Below are 14,114 nucleotides of genomic sequence, written 5' to 3' on the forward strand. Positions count from 1 at the left end.
ATAGTTTCCGAACAATTTTGTCTTAGTGTTCGGAAACATACCCTTTGAGTGCTAGACTTTGCGCCGTCGAAAGGAACATATATGGATAAGCGAGATCTTGAGCAATTGCTGAGCGATGTTGCCTGCGGAGCAGTCACTCCGGCAGTCGCCCTCACGCGCATCCAGACGGCGCCAACCGCCGATCTGGGTTTTGCGCAGCTCGATCTTTCACGCGGGGTACGCCAGGGAGCCGGCGAGGTTGTCTACGGTGCCGGTAAAACCGCCGAGCAGATTGCCGCCATTATCGAGGCGCTGCGCGATGCCGGCCAGGAGCGCATCCTGGTCACGCGCCTGGACAGCGAAAAAGCAGCCCGTACCTCGGAGCTCCTCGACAACGACATCGACCTGGGATATGTCCCGGACGCGCAGCTCGCCCTCGTGGGCGGCAAGCCCTCCCCTACTGGCAACGGACGCATCGTCGTCGCCTGCGCCGGCACGAGCGACTTGCCCGTCGCCGAGGAAGCCGCGTTGACGGCCGAGTTCTATGGCAACGAGGTCGACCGCCTCTACGACGTAGGTGTCGCCGGCCTGCACCGCCTGCTCGCGCATGCCGAGGAACTTGCTCAGGCACAGGTGGTCATCGCCATCGCCGGCATGGAGGGCGCACTGGCGAGCGTCGTCGGCGGTCTGGTGAGCTGCCCGGTCATCGCCGTTCCCACCAGCGTGGGGTACGGCGCGAGCTTCGGCGGCGTAGCCGCGCTGCTCGCCATGCTCAACTCCTGCGCCAGCGGCGTTTCGGTCGTCAATATCGACAACGGCTTTGGTGCCGCCTACCAGGCAAGTCTTATCAATCATCTGAACGCCGGCACGCCCTGCGCCCGTTAAGGAGCATTCCATGTCCAATCATCAGCACACGCTTATCATCGACGGCACCTCGGGCATCAGCGGCGACATGACTGTCGCGGCCCTGCTCGACCTGGGCGCCAGCGAGGAGCACCTGCGCGAACAGCTCGCCACACTGCCGGTCGACGGCTTTACGATCGCCGTCACGCGTGCAAACAAGCATGGCATCGACGCCTGCGACTTTGACGTTCAGCTTGCAGAGGAGCTCGAGAACCACGATCACGATATGGCCTGGCTCTACGGCAACGAAGCAGCTGCCGAGCACACGCACGAGCACGAGCACCACCATCATGACCATGACGAGCATGAGCACTGCCATGAGCATGATCATGAGACCCACGGCCATGGCCACGAGGGTCATCATCACGCCCACCACCATCACCATCGTTCTTTGGCGGACGTCACCGCCATCATCGACGGCTCGCAGCTAAGCGATGGCGCTAAGCGTCGTGCGCTCGCCATCTTTACCGCGCTCGCCGCCGCCGAGGCCAAGGCCCACGGCAAAACGCCCGAGACCGTCATGTTCCACGAGGTGGGCGCCGTCGACTCCATCGTCGACGTCTGCTCGGTCGCCATCTGCCTCGACGACCTGGGTATTGAGGATATCGTGGTCGAGTCACTCTCCGAGGGCCACGGAACCATCCGCTGCGCCCACGGCCTCATGCCCATTCCCGTCCCCGCTGTCGCCAACCTGTGCCAGGCGGGCAATATCGCCCTCACGCCTGCACCGGTCGCCGGCGAGCTCGTGACGCCCACGGGCGCCGCCATCGTCACCGCGCTGCGCACGTCCGACCAACTGCCCTCACGCTACCGCATCGAAGCCGTCGGCTACGGCGCCGGCAAGCGCCCCTACGAGGGTTGCTCCGGTACGCTCCGCTGCCTGCTCGTTCACGCAGACGCATAGCCATGGATGCCCGCAAGGCAAAAAGCCGCGCCGCGATCGTCGCGGCGTTCTCCGAGCTGCTGCGCGAAGAGGACTACGGCAAGATCACCGTCGGCGACATCATCGCTCGCGCCCACGTAGGCCGCGCGACATTCTACGGCCTCTTTAAGAGCAAAGACGACTTGCTCGCTGAGCTCGTGTGCGATATCTGCACCCATGCCCTCGATGATGACGGTACGCCCCTCAATGACCCACTCGTACAGGTCGAGCATATCCTCAACAACCTCTGGGAGCGCCGTCAGGGCGTTCGAGCCCTCGTAGCCGGCGCCGGCTCACGCGTCTTCGCCGACTGCCTCCGCAAGACCATCATGTCGCGCGCAGCCGAAACCGTGCCCGTCGACCCCGCAGGCCCCGCCGGCACCATGGACCGCAGTTTCCTACTACACCACATAGCCTCAAGCTTCGTAGGAATGGTCCAATGGTGGGCCTGGCACAACTTCGAAGCAGATAAAGCCGACGTAGCCAAAGACTACCTCTCAGCCATTAAGCCTCTCTTCAACTGAGTAAACCCCTCATCCCAAAGTTCCGACCTCATCTCAAAGCGCCGCCCCAACCCAAAGCACAATCCATCCCAAAGTGTCGACAGCAGCCCAACGCCCCTACCAGCAACAAGCCCCTCCCATCCAAATTCAGATATATATTGGGTTGCTTGTACGAACGCAACAAAGACCCCGCAGCCGTCCGCATGGGGTAACTTCCCAGCGCACTCCGCAGGACGCAAAAAGGCTCGCCGCGCAAAGTGCGCAGCGAGCCTTTTTGCATGTCCGAGGACGCGCTGGGAAGTTACCCAATGCGGACGGCGGACAACTATGTAGCCTCAGACTAGAACATGCCCAAGAAACCATGCACAAACAGCGCGGCCAGAGCAGCACCGATAAACGGAGCGATGCCAGGAACGAGCAGGCCGTACTTCCAGTTGTTGTCAGCCTTGTTCTTGATCGGCAGCACCTGATAGGCCATGCGAGGACCAAGGTCACGGGCCTGGTTCATGGCGAAGCCAGTGATACCGCCCATGCCCATGCCAACAGCCCAAACGATCAGACCGACGCAGATAGCGAGCATCAGGACGTTCTCGCCAGCACGGTTAGCAGCAGCAAGGATGGCGCTGATGAACACAAAGGTGCAGATAGCCTCGCAGAAGAAGTTGCGGGCATAGTTCGTGCCCTCGGTGGTGGGGTTGGTCGAGAAGATGTTGCGCTGGGCAATGGGGTCGACGACGCCCTCGGAAGCCTTGAACTCATCGGCGTACATAAGCCAAGCGATTACAGCGCCCACAAAGCCGCCGAGCATATCGGCAATCATGAAGGGGATGCAGCTGCTCCACGGCACCAGGCCTACGATGCACTGGGCAAGCACCATAGCCGGGTTCATGCACACGGCGCCGCCAAAGACAAACAGGCAGACCGAGATGCCAAAAGACCAGGTGGTGATGGCAAACATATGACCGGAGCCCTGATACTTGGTGCCCTTGAGCACGGTATCGCAGTGCACGCCCACGCCAAAGATGATCATGAGGGCCGTTGCGCCGAATTCGCAGAGGAGTTTGGTAAGCATAAAACCTTATCTTTCTTGTCGGTTATAAACGATTCGTTTAGGCCGCGTACTAGTGCTGAGCGACGACAACGCCCAGGCCATCGGGAATGACGGCCACCTTGGCATCGGCGCCCTTCATCTCAAAGGCGAGCTTGAGCGCCTCATCGAGGGTGTTGACCGGCGTCATGTGCATATCCTTGATCATCTGGTGATCGCACAGGTCGGTGACCATGATCACAGGGTGATGCGCCAGGATGCGGGCAAAGATCTGGCTCGTCCACTGGTCGGGCAGGGTCTCGTCCTTAGGACGGTCGATGCAGGCACGCTCAAACTCCGCCGGATCATTGTCGGCGATGTTGTGATAGAAGCCCTCGCCACCGTGACCGTCGGCACAACCGGCGACATCGATGATCACGCCGCCCTCGGGAAGCGTAGCCTCGGCAGAGCACATGCCCTTCACGGCCTGATAGATGTTCTGGTCGAGCGGGTAGCCGCCGTTGGTGGTAATGGCAATCTCGCACTCGACGGGCTCAACGCCGGCAAGGCTCTTCACGAACTCGCAGCCAGCCTCGTGCGCCTTGTGGATGTCGCCGGCAAAGGAGCCGATGACCTCGTGCTTGCCGTTGAGCACCACGTTAAGCACAAAGGCAAGGTGAGCCATCTCGGCGGCAGCAAACATGTCCTCGCTCACGTGGTTGTGGCACAGGTTGCCGGCACGCGAGTGGGAATCATTCACAAACTGACCGTTGTGGTTGTACATGATGGTCTTGTAGCTGGCGATGCCAGGCAGGACGGACTTGCGGCTACCAGAGAAACCGGCAAAGAAGTGCGGCTCAATAAAGCCCTCGGCAAGCAGCAGATCGCAATCGGCGGCAATCTTGTTGATGATGCACTCGCCACCAGAAGGCAGGGTGCCGATCTTTTTCATCATGCTGTCGTCAGTCGCGACGTGCATAACGATTTCCTCGTTGGCAACGATCTCCTCGCCGTACTTGTTGACGAGTTCCTCATGCGTCGACGGACGATGCATACCCGTAGCAACCAAAATGCGCACGCGAGCCTCGGGCGCAGCGGAATGGATGTGATGCAGCAGAATAGGCATGGTCACACGCGAGGGAACGGGACGCGTATGATCGGAGCTAATAATGACGATATCCTTCTTGCCAGCACAAAGCTCCTCGAGCGACGGCGAGCCATAAGGGTTGGCAAGCGACTCCTCTACCAGCTCTTCCTGCGATTTCGTGGTCTTAAACTCGTTTTGATGACCTTCCATCACACCCGCGAAGTTCTTATCCTCGAGCTCCAGATGCAACGTCTTGTGGTCAAACGGCAGTTCACATTCAAACAATGACGAGCGCCCTCTTCCTTTTCAACTGACACACTAGATAAACCGTTGGAAGGATACGCCGCTCACCGAAAAACACCACCGTCCACCGACTCATTAACACAACGTTCATATTTGACCCACAACAAAACGGCCGCGACCCCAAACGGAACAGCAGCCGCCTGTCAAAGACACTATAGACAGGATGATTTACGCAGCGCCGAGGCAAACATCTAGTCCGAGACGTACGCACGTAAGCCATTTTGCATAAATTCATTAATTAATTGCATAAGATGGCGCATGGATTTCTGGCCATAACTGGGTAGTACCCTCCGGAGCGTGCATTTTTGCGAGTATTCAGCATCGCGGGATAAGATTTTGGTGCCAAAAATCTTTCAAAAGGTAGATAGTCCTCATGACTCGACCCATCTGGATAGCATGCGGCGAGAAACCAGCCATATATGATCGTCGCCAAAGCCCAATCGTCGTGCAAAAGCATCAACAAAGGCAGCGAAAGCCGGCTATGGCCTTATGCATCAATCTTTGGCTGCTGAAAACTCCGTTTTTTGCACGTCGCCCCAAGCACCACCCTCACCCAGCGGCTGATCCGCCGAAGACCGGACATCGCAGGGCCCGCCATTAGTCTACTTTTAGGCACACTCCGCAGGACGCAAGAAGCCCTCGCCGCACTCCACGCTATGCGCGAAGCGCGCCTTATTCCCTTCAGCCCCAATCCCTGAAGACCGGACATCGCAGGGTCCGCCATTAGTTTACTTTTAGGCACACTCCGCAGGACGCAAGAAGCCCTCGCCGCACGAAGTGCGCAGCGAGGGCTTCTTGCATGTCCGAGGACGTGCCTAAAAGTAAACTAATGGCGGGCCCGGACGACTACAGGGCTATCGATTACCCCGTGTTCTGCAATCCTGCCGAGACGCCGGTCACAGTCGAAAGAATCAGGCTCATGTACTCGGCCTTCTTCTCCTCGGCCATCTCGTCCTGGTTCATACGCACCTCGCGAAGGGCGCGGACCTGGGCGATGGACAGGGCGTCGACGTAGGGGTTACGCACGCGAACGGCGCAGCCGAGCACGCGGCGGCGCTGCAGCGGCCACTCATCACCGACGATGGCAAGGACCCACTTACGGGTGAGCTGCATCTCGGTAAAGACCTTCTCGGACAGATCCTGGCGGTCGCCCAGGTGCAGATACATCTTGGCGATGCGCTGGTCGGTCTTGGCGATCGACATCTCGATGTTGTCGATAAAGGTGCGGAAGAACGGCCACTCCTGGTAGGCAGCCTTGAGCTGGTCAAGATCGCCCAGCTGCTCGCAGGCGGTGCCCAGACCGTACCAAGCGGCCAGGTTAATGCGCGCCTGGCTCCAGCTGAAGATCCACGGGATGGTACGCAGGTCGTCGAGCGACTTGGCACCCAAGCCGCGCTTGGCGGGACGCGAGCCGATCGGCAGCAAGCCGACCTCGGTCAGCGGCGTCACGGTCGAGAACCACGGCGTAAAGTCCTCGGTGTTCAGCAGGTCCAGATAGCGCTCGTGGCTTACTGCGTTGAGCTTCTCGGCCATATCCCAGAACTTCTGCGTGGTCTCGGTGTTGGTCTTCTCGACACTCGGGGCCGACTGCAAAAGCGTTGCGGCGGCAACGGACTCAACATGGCGCTGAGCCAGCGTGCGGTTGCCGTAACGGGCAAAGATGACCTCGCCCTGCTCGGTGAGCTTAAAGAAACAGTTGACCGAACCCTTGGGCTGCGCCAGCACGGCCTTGTTGGCCGGACCACCGCCACGGCCCACGGCACCGCCGCGGCCGTGCATGAGCACCAGGTCGATATCGTTCTTCTCGGCCCACTTGGCAATACGCTCCTGTGCGGAGTGCAGCGCGAGCATGGCCGTGGTAGGACCGGCATCCTTTGAGGAGTCGGAGTAGCCCAGCATGACCTCCATGCGGCGGTTGGTCTGGGCAAGGCGCTTCTGCACCACGGGCAGCGTAAGCATCTGGTCGAGCACGTCGACGCAGCCCTCGAGGTCCTCGAGCTGCTCGAACAGCGGGATCACGTCGAGCTCGGGGACATCCTCCTCGTGCGCAAAGGACAGGTGGGCAAGCTCAAAGACATCGGCCACATGCTGGGCGCTCTTAGTGAACGAGATGATGTAGCGGTGCGCCATCTTCTTGCCGTAGCGCTTTTGAATGGAGCCGATAGCGCGGAAGGTATCGATGACCTCGCGCGTCATGGGCTGCAGGTCGCCATGGATACCGTTCTCGTGGATATCCTTGAGGGCGCGAGCGTGCACCACCGAGTGCTGACGGAACTCCATCTCGACCATGTGGAAGCCGAAGGACTCGACCTGCCAGATGATGGTCTGGACCGGGCCGTAGGCAGCACGGACGGCACCGCAGGCGGCCAGCGAGCGCTGGACGACGCGCAGGTCCTCCAGGAACTCATCGGCGCTGTGGTACATGGTGTCGGTGATGCGGCGCACGGTGGCGTTCAGGCGGTCGGCCATGACGAGCATGACGGCGCGATGCGGCTCGTGCTCGGAGATCAGCTCGGCGCGGGCCGTGTACCGAGGGCTCATCTCGACCTGATGGTTCCACAGGTTAATGAGCTCGGCAGAAGGCTTGCTGTAGGTGGCCTCGAGCGTGAGGTTGCGGCCGATGCGGCGGCACTTGTCCTCGAGCTTGAGCACCATGTGCGTAAAGTACTTGGCGGCGACCTCACGGCTCACCTTGGCGGTGACGTTGGGGTTACCGTCGCGGTCGGAACCGATCCAGCTGCCGGGATGGAAGAACGCCGGGCACAGCGGCGGCACAGTACCGGCCTTGTCGCCCAGCACCCAATCGTCAAAACGACGATAGATAACGGGGATGACGTCAAACAGCGTGTTATCGAAGATGTCGATGATGGTATCGGCTTCCTCGACCGGCGTGGGCTTCTTGAGCGCGATGGGGCTCGTACGCACCAGGGCGTCGATCTCCTGCAGCATATGGCGCTCGTTCTCCACCAGGTCGGAGCCGCCCAGACGCGGACGCTCCTCCAGCAGGTTGGAGATACGGCGAATCTTGCCCTCGACGGCCTTACGACGGGCCTCGGTGGGATGCGCGGTAAAGACGGGATGGAACTCAAGCTTGCCGAGCAGCTCGTTGGCACCCTCGACACCCATCTCGTCTACCAGCTGGTGATAGGCAACGGTGAGCTCGTTGGCGGGATCGACCTCGGTATCGGTCGACGCACCGGCCTCGCGCTCGCGCAGCTGCGCCACGCGGTAATTCTCCTCCGACAGGTTTGCCAGGTGGAAGAAGCTCGTAAAGGCGCGAACGATGACCTGCTGCTTATCGAGCGGCAGGCTGTCGATCAGATCGACGACCTCACGGAATGCCACGGCGGTGGACTCATCGGCAGTAGGCACGCCCTGCTCGTCGACGGCCTCGTCGGCAGCACGGCTGCCGGGGTTACCGGCATTGGCCACAATCTCGGCCGACAGAATCTTGTCGAACAGGTCCGCGATCTCGGGATCATACTCGCTAAGCACACGACGCTCCAGGCGCAGGAACAGCGCCAGATCATCGCGCAGCTCCTCGGGGATCTCGATCTCGGCGAGACGCTCCCTGGACTCGGCATTCGAGCCGATTCGGTTAACGAGGCGGTTGACCACGGCAGCGACGCGCGCCGCGGCTTCGGGTACAGACTGGTTGCTTAGGTTCTCAGCCACGTTTCCTCCCATTCCTCCTTCTATGCACGTAACATGCGGTATTCATTATAGGCGCTTGAGAAATACTTTCGACACTGATTGCGCTTTACCACACAAAAGTATTTTCTGCATTGCAAGGGTTTTTGCCCTAAATGGTCGTATTTCTCGGTGGACGGCATACACAAACGGGGGCATTCCGCATAAAAGCGAAACACCCCCGTAACAATCGCTCTCCATGAGCAGGGCACGTTAGCAGGCCCGCAGCTCAAAAAGATGCGCTACAGGCGCTCGCGAACCGCCTCGACCACGTTGGCCAGATCGACCAGTACCTCGTCATGGCTCTCCATGTCGCGCACCTTGACCTTGCCAGCGGCAAGCTCGTCGCCGCCCAGGACCAAAATGAGCTTAGCGCCCACCTTGTCGGCCTGCTTAAACTGGGCCTTGAGCGAACGGCCCTGATAGTCGGCCTCGGTCACGATACCTGCGGCGCGAAGCTCCTGCGTGATGGCAAAGACGTTCTGGCGCAGCTCCTTGCCGGCGTTGGCGACATAGACGCACGGGGCCTCATCGGCACCCAAATCGTTGCCAAAGGCCTGCAGGGCCAGCAGGGCGCGCTCAAAACCAACGGCAAAGCCGACGCCCGCCGTGGGCCTGCCACCCTCGAGCTCGACCAGGCCGTCATAGCGGCCGCCGCCACCGATGGAGCCGACGCCGGCGCCAGGGGCCTCGACCTCAAAGACAGTACGGGTGTAGTAGTCCAGGCCGCGCACCAAGGTGGGATCCTCGACATACTCGATACCGGCGGCATCCAGATAGCGCTTGACCTGCTCGTAGTGCTCGCGGCACTCGTCGCACAGGTTGTCACCCATCAGCGGAGCCTCGGCCATGATCTCGCGGCAGTGGTCGTTCTTGCAGTCGAAGGCGCGCAGCGGGTTAAGCTCGGCGCGCTCGCGGCACTCGTCGCACATCTCGTCAGCGTGATCGAGAATGAACTGCTTAACCTGCTCGCGATAAGCCGGACGGCACTGGGCGTCACCCATCGAGTTGATGAGCAGACGAAGCTTGGAAAGATCGAAGCCCAGGCGCTTGTAGAACTCCATGAGCATGATGATGCACTCGGCGTCTGCCGCCGGATCGGGAGCGCCGAGCCACTCGATGCCCACCTGGTGGAACTGGCGCAGGCGGCCCTTCTGGGGACGCTCGCCGCGGAACATGGCCTCGGCGTAGTACGCCTTAAACGGCGTGGAGCCCTGGGGCACCAGATTGTTCTCGACGACAGCGCGCACCACGCCGGCCGTGCCCTCGGGGCGAAGCGCCAGGCGCTGCTTGGGCTTGAGTTTGGTGTCGGTGCCCTCGGTAAAGACGCGCTCCAGGTTGGCACCGCTGAACACGCGGAACATTTCCTTGCGCACGACGTCGGTCGACTGGCCGATGCCGTGGACAAACACGTCCACCTGCTCGATCGCGGGTGTCTCGATGGGTTTAAAACCAAACGGCTCGAACACGCCGGCCGCAATCTGCTGCATCTTTTGCCAGGCGCGCATCTCGGCGCCGATAAGGTCGCGGGTTCCCTCCGCCTTCTGTGCCTGCATGGGCAAACACCTTTCTTTTGTATCGCGTCATAGGTAATGGTCATTATACGGCACAAAGCAGCAACGCGGCGGCGCGTCTGACCGAACGAGGGTATGGGGACTCGTTCGGCCAGACGCGCCGCCGCTGTTTGTGATCCGTTTTCCTCCGTCCCCTTCGGATCACGTGATCTGTTGGGGACGGAGGAAAAGGGACCATTTCGTAGGCCCGTGGCCGCCTTGGAAACCGAATGATGGTACGAGCATCCATTCGGCTTCCAAGGCGGCCACGGACAGAACAGGGCAAACAGAAAAGAGCGACGGACGTCTACTCCCCCGCCACGCTCGCGCGCAGCTTGGCGGCGATGGGCTCGGATGCCAGCAGGAACACGAGCATGACCACGGAGCACGCCAGGCACACGATCCAGGTGCTCGCAAAGGAGCCCGTGGCATCGAACAGCACGCCCGAGACAATGGCACCTACGGTGCCGCCGACCATCTCGAGCGAGGTGATGGTTCCCGTGACCTTGCCAAGGTCGGCCATGCCAAACTGCTTGGAAGCCGCGATCGTGGGCGTGATGGTGCCCATGCACGTTCCGATACCAAAGCTCACAGCGGCGACTATAGGACCGAGGTCCGTCGTCGGGAAGCACAGCGCCACGCAGGCGATAATGCACGCAACGGAGCCAAGGATATTGCCAAAGCGCAGGCCAAAGCGGTCATAGATCGCACCGAGCGAAATTTTGGCGATAACGACGGTGACCATATAGGCCGAAAGCACGGTACCCGCCCACATGGGATCGTGGCCGCCCGTGACGATCTTGGCACCGTTGACGGTAACACTCGTCATGTTGGTAACCTGGTTGGGCAGGATGGCGCCATTGACCAAGCCCATAAAGAGGAAGGCAACGACAAGCAGCCAAAACGCCGGGCTCTTCTTGATACGAGACCAGCCGACGCTAACCTCGGGCGCCGTGTGCTCGTCCTTGTCGCCAGCCGTCGAGATGGACGGATCGCCCGGGTTCTCGCCGAGCGGCTTAAGGCCGATCTCAGAAGGCTTGGTGCGGAAGGAATAGGCCGTGATGGGCAGTGCCGCCACAATGCAGACGGCAGCGAGTACCAGGAACGCAGAGCGCCAGCCCACACTCACGATAAGCGAGCTCACGATCGGCGAGAGAATGGCTCCGCCAAAGCCCGAGCCCGAAAGTGCGATGGAGATGGCAAGGCCTCGCTTGGCGGTAAACCAGTTGGCGGTCACCAGGCTAATGAGCAGACGGGTCGAGGCCACAGCAAAGCAGCCCGAGACGGCAAAGAGCACGTAGACCTGCCACAGCTCACCGACAAAGCTCATGCCGGCAAGCACCGCCGAGGTAGCGATAACGGTGAGCGAGCCCAATACGCGGCCACTCACCTTATCGGCAACATGGCCGATAACGAGCGAACCCACGACACTCACCACGGTGGAGATGGCATTGGAGATGTTGTACTGCGCAAGGGAAATGCCCAGGTCGCTGACGATCAGCGGCCGGAACAGGCTCATGCAGTTGACGAAAATCGTGTAGCACGTGGCCATGATCACGAAGCCGGAGGTCACAACGAGCCAGCCGGGGAAGAACTTACGCTGCTGGGACATACTGCTCCTTATTTAACAAACGAATAGCCGGCGCCGGGCGCCGGTAGTGCCCAAGATTGCCTTGAAAGACAAGGGCATAGGCCTTACGGCCATGCCCGCAGGCTTGAAAGGCAAGGTTGGGTGCTACCGGTGGTCGGCGATATAGCCCAAAGCGACGGCGGTATAGGCCGCGGCGCCAAGGGGAAGCTCGGCATCGCTAAAACGTGCCTTGGGATGATGCTGAGCAAAATGCTCGTCCGTATCAGTCACGGCAGCGCCCACGGTAAAGTACGCACTCGGGATCTCGCTCGAGATCAACGCGAAGTCCTCGCTCGCCATGGCGTGGAACAGCGGCAGGAAGGCGGACTTGGGCAGCACCGCGCCCACGTAGCCAAGCGACGCCTGCGTCATGCCGTCGTCGAGTACCAGCGGCGGAACATCCGAAAGCGTCTCGATAGTCGCCGGCGTGCGATACGTTGCGGCCACACCGTTGACGACCTCGGCGATGCGGGTCTTGAGGTGCTCCATGAGCTCGACGTCGAAGCCGCGCAACGTTCCCTCGAGCACGCAGGTGTCGGGGATGACGTTGGCCGCCAAGCCGCCAGCGAACTTACCCACGGTAAGCGCGACCTCCTTGGCCGCCGGCACCTCACGGGAGATAAGCTCCTGAAGCGCCAGGTGCACATGCACGCCGGCCGTGATGGGGTCGATGCAGATCTCGGGGCTCGAGCCATGGCCGCCCTTGCCCTGAAGCGTGATGCGAAAACCGTACACGCCCGAGAGCGCCGGGCTGCCGTAGAGCACCAGGCCAAGCGGCGATTGGCTGTTAACGTGCATGGCGAAGGCGGCCTGGGGACGCGGGTTCTGCAGCAGACCGTCGGCGATGGCGGCGCGGGCACCCTCAAAAGTTTCCTCGCCCGGTTGGAACAGCAACTTAATCGTGGCGTTGGCGTCGACAAGCTCGGACTCGCGGGCCTTGAGCAGGCGCGCCGCACCAAGCAGCGCCGTCGCGTGCATATCGTGTCCGCATGCGTGCATGCAGCCGTTCGTAGAGGCGAAAGGCTCGCCTGACTCTTCAGCAACAGGCAGGGCATCCATGTCGCCACGGAGCATGATGACCGTACCGGCCTGTTTGTCCGTGCACGTACCGTTACCCCGAGCAGCAGCTGCCGCGCCGGCACCGATTAGGCCAACGACACAGGTGCCGTCAACAAGCACGGCATAGGGAATATCCATCTCGTCCAGACGCGCCTGGATAAAGGCGGACGTCTGCGGAAGGTTGTTACCGAGCTCAGGCGTTTGATGGAGATCATGGCGCCATGCGGCAAGCTCGTTGGCAAACGCCTGAGCTTCTGCAACAAGACCGTCACCGATAGCGGCCTGCGCCGCCGCGGTGGCCTTGGGCGCTGATTGCGGTTGAAGATCGGACTGAGCTGGTGCCATAAATGCCCTCCAGTAACGTTTTTGCAGTAAGCACTTTGATAGCGTAAAGCGCAAGGTACAACTTTAAGGTCGAGGCATAAAAAATGCCGCCCCAGGAGGGCGGCGCAACAAGTTGTTTACAATTGCGGGCGCGGCTTTCGACGCAAAAAATCGAAGTGAGTCTCGCTCAAGATAATCGACAGGAAGATAAGCACAAAGCCGGCAAGCAGGCGCGAGGTGAGCGCCTCCCCCATCAGCAGCACCGAGAACAGCACACCCGAAGGCGACTCCATCGAAAGGAGCAGCGAGCCCGTCGAAGCCGGGACATGCGCCAGGCCGACGTTTTGGATGAGCAGAGCCACGCATGTGCAGCCCACCGAGAGAAACGCCATCACACAGATAAAGCTCGGCGTCCACACGGACAGAGGCGCCTGGGTCTCGAATAGCAGCGACGAGATCAGGCTCAGCACGCCATTGCCCACAAACATCCAAAACGTGATGACGTTGATGTCCATCTTGCGACCGTACTTGGCAGTCACCGCCATCTGGATGGCGAAGAAGATCGCGCCGCCCAAGGTAATAACATCGCCGGCATTGAACTCGACGCTATCGAGTGCCACCAGGCCAATGCCCGCCAGGCACAGCAGTGCCGCACCCAGGTTATAGCGGGTGAGCTTTTCGCCGCTCAGGACATAGCTGGCAAACGGCACAAGGATACAGTACGTGCCCGTCAAAAATGCACTCTTGCCTGCCGTGGTCTGCGCCAGGCCAATCGTTTGCAGTCCGTATGCTCCCCACATGAGCGCACCCATGCCCAGCCCGACGATCAGGTTGCGGGCATTGAAATGAGCGATGATGCGCTTATGGAAAATAGCAAACATAACCAGTGACGCCGGGAGAAAGCGAACGTAGACCAGCTCGAACACCGGAATGGTATCGAGCGCATCTTTCATGGTGGTAAAGGAATAGCCCCAGATGACCGCCACCGAAAGCAGCAAGACCTTCCAGAAGAACGGAGAACGCGCGCCGGCGCCGCGGGAGGTGCCGCCGGCACCCAGGTCTTCGCGCGCTACAGGGCTATCGGGCATGTTTTCGATTTCATCAACGGCATTCTGAGCCATAGGGCATCCTCGC

At 60.7% G+C, this 14,114-nt stretch carries 10 protein-coding genes; 3 read left to right on the forward strand and 7 right to left on the reverse strand.

Annotation, left to right across the window (positions count from 1 at the left end; all coding sequences use genetic code 11):
- Positions 1-81 precede the first annotated feature (81 nt).
- Genes larB through AAAX77_RS07245 form a run of 3 tightly spaced genes read left to right on the forward strand, consistent with a single transcriptional unit; the run spans position 82 to position 2,328 of the window.
- Positions 82-864: a nickel pincer cofactor biosynthesis protein LarB gene (gene larB / locus AAAX77_RS07235; protein WP_349105544.1), complete on the forward strand. Its 783-nt coding sequence runs from the start codon at positions 82-84 to the stop codon at positions 862-864.
- Positions 865-874: 10 nt separating this feature from the next.
- Positions 875-1,786: a LarC family nickel insertion protein gene (locus AAAX77_RS07240; protein WP_349105546.1), complete on the forward strand. Its 912-nt coding sequence runs from the start codon at positions 875-877 to the stop codon at positions 1,784-1,786.
- Positions 1,787-1,788: 2 nt separating this feature from the next.
- Positions 1,789-2,328 carry a TetR/AcrR family transcriptional regulator gene (locus AAAX77_RS07245; RefSeq protein ID WP_349105548.1) on the forward strand — a complete coding sequence of 180 codons (540 nt, stop codon included), beginning with the start codon at positions 1,789-1,791 and terminating at the stop codon, positions 2,326-2,328.
- Positions 2,329-2,647: 319 nt separating this feature from the next.
- Here the strand turns inward: AAAX77_RS07245 and larD are convergent, their stop codons facing one another.
- From larD to AAAX77_RS07280, 7 genes are all read right to left on the reverse strand, one after another.
- Positions 2,648-3,379 carry a D/L-lactic acid transporter LarD gene (larD, locus tag AAAX77_RS07250; protein WP_195521806.1) on the reverse strand — a complete coding sequence of 244 codons (732 nt, stop codon included), beginning with the start codon at positions 3,377-3,379 and terminating at the stop codon, positions 2,648-2,650.
- Between the two features lie 49 nt (positions 3,380-3,428).
- Positions 3,429-4,706, reverse strand: coding sequence for a nickel-dependent lactate racemase (gene larA / locus AAAX77_RS07255; protein WP_022093875.1), 1,278 nt, complete (start codon positions 4,704-4,706; stop codon positions 3,429-3,431).
- Between the two features lie 879 nt (positions 4,707-5,585).
- Positions 5,586-8,318, reverse strand: a complete 2,733-nt coding sequence (locus tag AAAX77_RS07260) for a phosphoenolpyruvate carboxylase (RefSeq protein ID WP_349105568.1) — start codon at positions 8,316-8,318, stop codon at positions 5,586-5,588.
- A 338-nt stretch (positions 8,319-8,656) separates the two neighbouring features.
- Positions 8,657-9,970, reverse strand: a complete 1,314-nt coding sequence (gene hisS / locus AAAX77_RS07265) for a histidine--tRNA ligase (protein WP_349105550.1) — start codon at positions 9,968-9,970, stop codon at positions 8,657-8,659.
- A gap of 304 nt (positions 9,971-10,274) precedes the next feature.
- On the reverse strand, positions 10,275-11,579 hold the full coding sequence (locus AAAX77_RS07270; RefSeq protein ID WP_349105552.1) for an MFS transporter: 1,305 nt from the start codon (positions 11,577-11,579) through the stop codon (positions 10,275-10,277).
- Positions 11,580-11,702: 123 nt separating this feature from the next.
- A complete protein-coding gene (locus AAAX77_RS07275; RefSeq protein ID WP_117645933.1) occupies positions 11,703-13,001 on the reverse strand; it encodes a M20 family metallopeptidase in 1,299 nt (432 codons plus the stop codon).
- Between the two features lie 116 nt (positions 13,002-13,117).
- Complete coding sequence (locus tag AAAX77_RS07280; RefSeq protein ID WP_148332449.1) at positions 13,118-14,101, reverse strand: DMT family transporter; 984 nt, start codon at positions 14,099-14,101, stop codon at positions 13,118-13,120.
- Between the last annotated feature and the right edge of the window lie 13 nt (positions 14,102-14,114).

This window comes from Collinsella sp. CLA-ER-H6, assembly GCF_040092305.1.
Classification (GTDB): Bacteria; Actinomycetota; Coriobacteriia; order Coriobacteriales; family Coriobacteriaceae; genus Collinsella.

What these genes read in the sequence shown, in the direction of transcription:
- AAAX77_RS07245 (WP_349105548.1), top strand. Translation starts at nt 1,789, where the DNA reads ATGGATGCCCGCAAGGCAAAAAGCCGCGCCGCGATCGTCGCGGCGTTC.
- hisS (WP_349105550.1), bottom strand. Translation starts at nt 9,970, where the DNA reads ATGCAGGCACAGAAGGCGGAGGGAACCCGCGACCTTATCGGCGCCGAG.
- larD (WP_195521806.1), bottom strand. Translation starts at nt 3,379, where the DNA reads ATGCTTACCAAACTCCTCTGCGAATTCGGCGCAACGGCCCTCATGATC.
- AAAX77_RS07270 (WP_349105552.1), bottom strand. Translation starts at nt 11,579, where the DNA reads ATGTCCCAGCAGCGTAAGTTCTTCCCCGGCTGGCTCGTTGTGACCTCC.
- larB (WP_349105544.1), top strand. Translation starts at nt 82, where the DNA reads ATGGATAAGCGAGATCTTGAGCAATTGCTGAGCGATGTTGCCTGCGGA.
- AAAX77_RS07280 (WP_148332449.1), bottom strand. Translation starts at nt 14,101, where the DNA reads ATGGCTCAGAATGCCGTTGATGAAATCGAAAACATGCCCGATAGCCCT.
- AAAX77_RS07240 (WP_349105546.1), top strand. Translation starts at nt 875, where the DNA reads ATGTCCAATCATCAGCACACGCTTATCATCGACGGCACCTCGGGCATC.
- AAAX77_RS07275 (WP_117645933.1), bottom strand. Translation starts at nt 13,001, where the DNA reads ATGGCACCAGCTCAGTCCGATCTTCAACCGCAATCAGCGCCCAAGGCC.